Origin of the sequence: Rhodomicrobium sp. Az07 (genome assembly GCF_018619475.1) — a bacterium.
In the GTDB taxonomy this organism is placed as follows: domain Bacteria; phylum Pseudomonadota; class Alphaproteobacteria; order Rhizobiales; family Rhodomicrobiaceae; genus Rhodomicrobium.
Window position 1 is genome coordinate 1 of sequence record NZ_JAHFZG010000034.1, and the last position, 5,563, is coordinate 5,563.

At 63.4% G+C, this 5,563-nt stretch carries 6 protein-coding genes and 1 pseudogene; 6 read left to right on the forward strand and 1 reads right to left on the reverse strand.

Going from position 1 to position 5,563, the window contains the following annotated elements; translation table 11 throughout:
* The 6 genes from KKP04_RS15110 to KKP04_RS15135 all read left to right on the forward strand — a co-directional run.
* Positions 1-649: transposase (locus KKP04_RS15110; RefSeq protein WP_215033475.1), on the forward strand; the 649-nt coding region annotated here is incomplete at its 5' end.
* A 64-nt stretch (positions 650-713) separates the two neighbouring features.
* Positions 714-1,157, forward strand: coding sequence for a transposase (locus KKP04_RS15795; protein WP_371818842.1), 444 nt, complete (start codon positions 714-716; stop codon positions 1,155-1,157).
* Positions 1,154-1,501, forward strand: a complete 348-nt coding sequence (gene tnpB, locus KKP04_RS15120) for an IS66 family insertion sequence element accessory protein TnpB (protein ID WP_215033481.1) — start codon at positions 1,154-1,156, stop codon at positions 1,499-1,501. Before KKP04_RS15795 ends, tnpB (KKP04_RS15120) begins: the two co-directional genes overlap by 4 nt.
* A gap of 96 nt (positions 1,502-1,597) precedes the next feature.
* Complete coding sequence (locus KKP04_RS15125; RefSeq protein WP_215033488.1) at positions 1,598-3,181, forward strand: IS66 family transposase; 1,584 nt, start codon at positions 1,598-1,600, stop codon at positions 3,179-3,181.
* A 67-nt stretch (positions 3,182-3,248) separates the two neighbouring features.
* Positions 3,249-3,575 (forward strand): IS66 family insertion sequence element accessory protein TnpB, encoded by a 327-nt coding sequence (tnpB, locus tag KKP04_RS15645; protein ID WP_371818841.1) that lies wholly within the window; start codon positions 3,249-3,251, stop codon positions 3,573-3,575.
* 63 nt (positions 3,576-3,638) lie between these two features.
* On the forward strand, positions 3,639-5,225 hold the full coding sequence (locus tag KKP04_RS15135; RefSeq protein ID WP_215033485.1) for an IS66 family transposase: 1,587 nt from the start codon (positions 3,639-3,641) through the stop codon (positions 5,223-5,225).
* A gap of 131 nt (positions 5,226-5,356) precedes the next feature.
* Here KKP04_RS15135 and KKP04_RS15140 read toward each other — a convergent pair.
* Positions 5,357-5,563 (reverse strand): annotated as a pseudogene (locus tag KKP04_RS15140) (transposase); the annotation flags it as partial.

Here is a 5,563-nt window from a genome sequence, read left to right on the forward strand (position 1 = left end):
CCAGATCGACATAGCTGAACAGCGATCCGCTCGTCTCGTCCATCCCGCGCATCATCACCCCCGCCGTTACCGTGCTGAGGGTGAATCATGTTCTCAAACCGCTGTCGAGACTGGACTATTTCAGCAGCCTGCTAAAGATAGCGGTGCTCCGACCGCATCTTCACAGGCTTGGCGGGCGAAGGCATGTTTCCCGCCGATGAGCAGGGATCGTTTCAACTCTAAAGTTGACCGTAGGGTCAAAACCGAGGCCACGCCGATACGGCGGGTCGAGGTGATCACGGGCGTGGAGCGGCGCCGGGATTGGTCGGATGAGCAGAAGCTTTCGATCATCGCGGAGAGCTGCCAGGACGGCGTCGTGATTTCGGACGTGGCTCGGCGTCATGGTTTGCGGCCTCAGCAATTGTTCAATTGGCGCAACGAGTTTCGCAAGCGGAAGACCGGGCTCGTGTTTGGAACGCCGGCCTTTGCGCCGGTGATGATCGCCGATGATCGTCCCACGGCGCCGGCCGAAGCGGCGAAAGCGGCGGCTCCAGTTGCTGAAGCTCCCCTGATCGAAATTGTGCTTGGCGGCGCGACGGTGCGCACGCGCGGCGCTATTGACACCAAGGCTCTTGCGGCGGTGCTGCGCGCGGTGAAGGCCGCCACATGATCGTTCCGCCGTAAGCATCCGCTGAAGGCCGCCTTGCGGGGCGGGTAAGAGACATGTCTTGTCTGTGACGCTTGTCGCGACAGGAGCTATGCCCGTGCCTATGTCTGGAGATACTTTTGCCCGCCGGTATTCCGTAGTTGCTGATACCCGGCGCCGCTGGAGCGAGGACGAGAAGCAGGCGATCATCGCCGAGGCTTTGCAGCCCGGCGTGAATGTGTCAGCGGTCGCCCGTAGGCATGGGATCAAGCCGAGCCTTCTCTTTCGCTGGAGGAAGCTGGCGAAGAACGACGAGAAGCCAGAGCCCGCGCCGGCATTCCTGCCGGTCTCTCTGACGGCGTCAGCGAAGAACCGCGACACGAACTGCGATCACACCACCGGCGACGCGCCCGCCGCTGACAGCCGCATCGAGATCGAGCTTTTAAACGGGCGGCGCGTGCGGGTCGGGCCGGGCGCCGACATGGGGGCCTTGAAGCGCATTCTCGAGATTGTGGACGGGAGACAAAGATGATCCCGGTTCCGACCGGCGTGCGGGTGTGGCTGGCGACGGGTCACACCGACATGCGCAGGGGCTTTCCGTCGCTGTCGTTGCAGGTCCAGGAGGTTTTGCGGCGCGATCCTTTGAGCGGCCATCTGTTTTGCTTTCGCGGCCGCCGGGGCGACCTGTTGAAGGTGATCTGGCATGACGGCCAGGGCGCCTGCCTTTTTACGAAGCGTCTGGAGCGAGGCAAATTCTTGTGGCCGAGCCCGGCGGACGGCGCGATCTCGATTTCGCCCGCGCAGCTTGGCTATCTGCTCTCCGGGATCGATTGGCGCAATCCGCAAAAAACCTGGAGACCGACTTCGGTTGGCTGACGGTTTGCCTTTGAAAACGCTGGCGAACCATGATTCTCTTGTCGGGTGACCACGCCGCTTGACGCTCTTCCTTCCGACCTTGCCGCCGCGCATGCGATGATCCTCGCCGAGCGCGCCGCCCGCCTGGACGCCGAAGCCGTTGCGGCTCGCGCTCGCGCGGCGACATCCAGCACAGACGCGCTGATCGCCCATCTCAAGCTCGAGATCGAGAAGCTGCGCCGCGCGCTCTATGGTGTCCGCTCGGAGCACAAGGCGCGGCTCCTGGAGCAGATGGAGCTTCAGCTCGAAGAGCTGGAAACGGCCGCGGCCGAGGATGAGCTTCTGGCCGAACAAGCTGCGGCCCGGACGCAAGGCACGCCATCCCCTACGCGCAAGCGTCCATCGCGGAAGCCGTTCCCGGCGCATCTGCCGCGCGAGCGCGTGGTGATCCCGGCGCCGACATGTTGTCCGTCTTGCGGCTCGACGAAGCTGTCGAAGCTCGGCGAAGACGTCACCGAGACGCTCGAGGTTGTTCCGCGCCGCTGGAAAGTCATCCAGACGGTGCGGGAGAAGTTCTCCTGCCGGGCTTGCGAGAGTATCGCGCAGCCGCCCGCGCCGTTTCATGCGACGCCGCGCGGTTTTGCCGGACCGAGCCTTCTGGCCATGATCCTGTTCGAGAAGTTCGGCCAGCATCAGCCTCTCAACCGGCAGAGCGAGCGCTATGCCCGCGAAGGCGTCGAGCTCAGCGTGTCGACGCTGGCCGGTCAGGTCGGGTCCTGCATGGCGGCGCTGCAACCCCTTCATGCGCTGATCGAGTCCCATGTTCTGTCGGCCGAACGGCTCTTCGGCGACGACACGACCGTGCCGATCCTGGCGAAGGGCAAGACCGTCACCGGCCGCATCTGGACCTATGTTCGCGATGACCGACCCTTTGGCGGGACCGCGCCGCCGGCCGCCCTTTATTACGCCTCGCGGGATCGAAGGCAGGAGCATCCCGAGCAGCATCTCCGAGACTTCGCCGGCATTTTGCAGGCCGACGCCTATAGCGGCTATAACGGGCTTTACGATCCGGCGCGCGAAAAAGGCGCCATCGTCTCGGCGGTGTGTTGGGCGCACGCCAGGCGCCAGTTCTTCGAACTGGCCGACATCGCCGCCAACGCAAGGCGCGGCAAACAGGCGCCGGCCATCTCGCCGATCGCGCTTGAGGCGGTGAAACGCATCGACGCGCTGTTCGACATCGAGCGCTCCATCAACGGCCTTCCCGCCAGCGAGCGCCTGCGCATACGCGAGGAGCGAAGCGCGCCGCTTCTGGCCGATCTGAAAGCCTGGCTTGGCGAGGAGCGCTCCCGATTGTCGCGCTCCGCTTCCGTCGCCAGGCCCATCGATTATCTGCTCAAGCGCTGGGATCGGTTCGCCGCTTTCCTTGGCGACGGCCGCATCTGCCTAAGCAACAACTCGGCCGAACGAGCGCTGAGAGGCTTTGCGCTCGGAAGAAAGTCGTGGCTCTTCGCCGGTTCAGATCGCGGCGCCGACCGGGCCGCGTTTATGGTGACGTTGATCATGACGGCGAAACTCAATGGCGTCGATCCTCTGGCCTGGCTCGCTGACGTCCTCGCCCGCATCGCCGGCCTGCCGCAAAGCCGACTCCATGAGCTGCTGCCTTGGGAATGGAAGCAGCCCGGCCTGCAACTGGCGGCGTAGTCATCAACCGCAAGCGTTCACGCCGCGGCCCCCACCGGATGCTTACGTTCCGCCGACGAATGTGCGGGTGCTGATCGCCACGAAGCCGGTCGATTTCCGCAAAGGCGCTATGGGGCTCGCAGCGATCGTGGAGGCGGAGTTCAAGGCCGATCCGTTTTCGGGGGTAATCTATGTGTTCCGCTCGAAGCGGGCTGACAGGATAAAATTGCTGTTCTGGGATGGAACGGGCATATGCCTTTTGATCAAGCGCCTGGAGGGGAGCCAATTCCGCTGGCCTAAGATCGAGGACGGCGTGATGCGTCTGTCGCCGGCCCAGTTGTCCGCGCTTCTCGAGGGCCTGGATTGGACCCGGGTTCACGCGCAGCGGGTTCAGCGGCCAACGGCGACGCTATAACTTGCCAGCGTAAAGTCAGTAATTTCTACTGGAAGTGGCAGGCAAATCATTGAAACTGCCGTCATGATCGCTTCACCCGATGCGCTTCCCAACGATGTCAACGGCCTGCGCGCGCTTGTTCTCGCCGAGCAGGTTGCGAAGCGGCTGCTCATGGAAGAGCGCGATGGGCTGGCGGCGGAACGCGACGCGCTCAACGCCGCCAATGAGAAGCTTCATCACATCATCGCCGTGCTGCGGCGGGCGCGCTTCGGCCGCAAATCCGAGCGCTTGAGCGAAGACCAACTCGCCTTGGTTCTGGAAGAGCTTGAGACCGACAGCGCCAAGGCGGAAGCCGAAGAAGAGAAGAAAGACGAAAAGCTTAAACGCGCGCAGGCGAAGAAACGCCGCGCGAACCGGGGCGCGCTTCCCTCGCATCTGCAGCGAATTGAACAGATCATCGAGCCGGAAAACACGCTTTGCCCCTGCTGCGGCAAGGCCATGCACGTGATCGGCGAAGAAAGGTCCGAACGCCTCGACAAAATACCGGCCGTCTTCCGCGTGATCGTCACCCGCCGTCCCAAATACGCTTGCCCTTGCGGGGAGGCCGTGGCTCAGGCGCCTGCGCCGCCGCGGCTGATCGAGGGCGGCATTCCCACCGAAGCGCTCATCGCCGACTTCGTCGTGTCGAAATACGCCAATCACTTGCCGCTGTACCGCCAGGCGCAAATCTTCTCCCGCCAGGGCATTCCTCTCGACCGCTCGACGCTTGCGTCTTGGGCGGGGGCCGCGGCGGCCGAACTGCAGCCGGTTTACGAGCGCCTCGTCGTCATCCTAAAGGGAATGGACAAGCTGTTCGCCGACGAAACGCGCTGCCCGGTTCTCGATCCGGGCCGAGGCAAGACCAAGCCCGGCTACTTCTGGGCTCTGGCCTGCGACGACCGGCCGTGGGGCGGGAAAACGCCGCCCGCCGTAATCTATTCCTACGCGCCGGGCCGCGGCGGCAAACATGTGGAGACGCTGCTTGAGGGCTTCTCGGGCGTTCTGCAGGTCGACGGCTATGACGGCTATAACATCCTTGTCCGTCCCGGTCGCCGCGGCGGACCGGTGACGCTCGCCTATTGCTGGGCCCACCTGCGCAGACGATTTTACGAGATCGCCGCCAAGGGGCCGGCGCCTATCGCCCAAGAGGCGCTGGAGCGCATCCGGAGACTGTACAAGATCGAGGACGACATCCGAGGGCGCCCGCCGGAAGAGCGGCGCGCCGTCCGTCAGGCACGATCACGGCTTGAAGTCGAAAACCTGAAATCCTGGTTCGAGGATTGCCTCAAGCGCGTCTCCAAGTCGTCGCCTGTTCGCGATGCCATGCAATACGGATTGAACCAATGGAACGGCTTGATCCGCTTCCTCGATGACGGACGCATCGAAATAGACTCCAACACCATTGAGCGTTCAATGCGGCCTATTGCATTGAATCGCAAGAACAGTCTCTTCGCCGGACACGATCAGGGCGCACAAAACTGGGCATGTCTGGCGTCGCTCGTCGAGACTTGCAAACTCAATGGCGTCAACCCGAACGCTTGGCTCACCGATGTGCTGACCAAGCTCGTGAACCGCTGGCCTGCGCGCCGCATCGATGAGCTTATGCCCTGGGCATATGCCGCGGCCCTGTGACGGCGCATCGCTTACTTTGGGTCGTCAGATCTGTCGTCAGAAAAGTGCACTGTCCGTTGCATGCGACGGTCGTAGAGGAACCGCATTTACCCCGCTATGCAAACCCGAAGGGCCCCGGAGCACCGCTTACCTGGACTGTAGGGCGGGAGGAACAGCAATGTGGCGCCGGCCGCTTCGATCCTTTCGCGCACCGAGACGCGCTTGTGGCTCGACAGATTGTCCATGATGACGATGTCGCCATGGCGCAGTTCCGGCACCAGAACCTGTGCGACATAGGCCTCGAACCAATCGCCGTTGATCGGGCCATCGAGCACCATCGGCGCGACCATTCCGGTCGT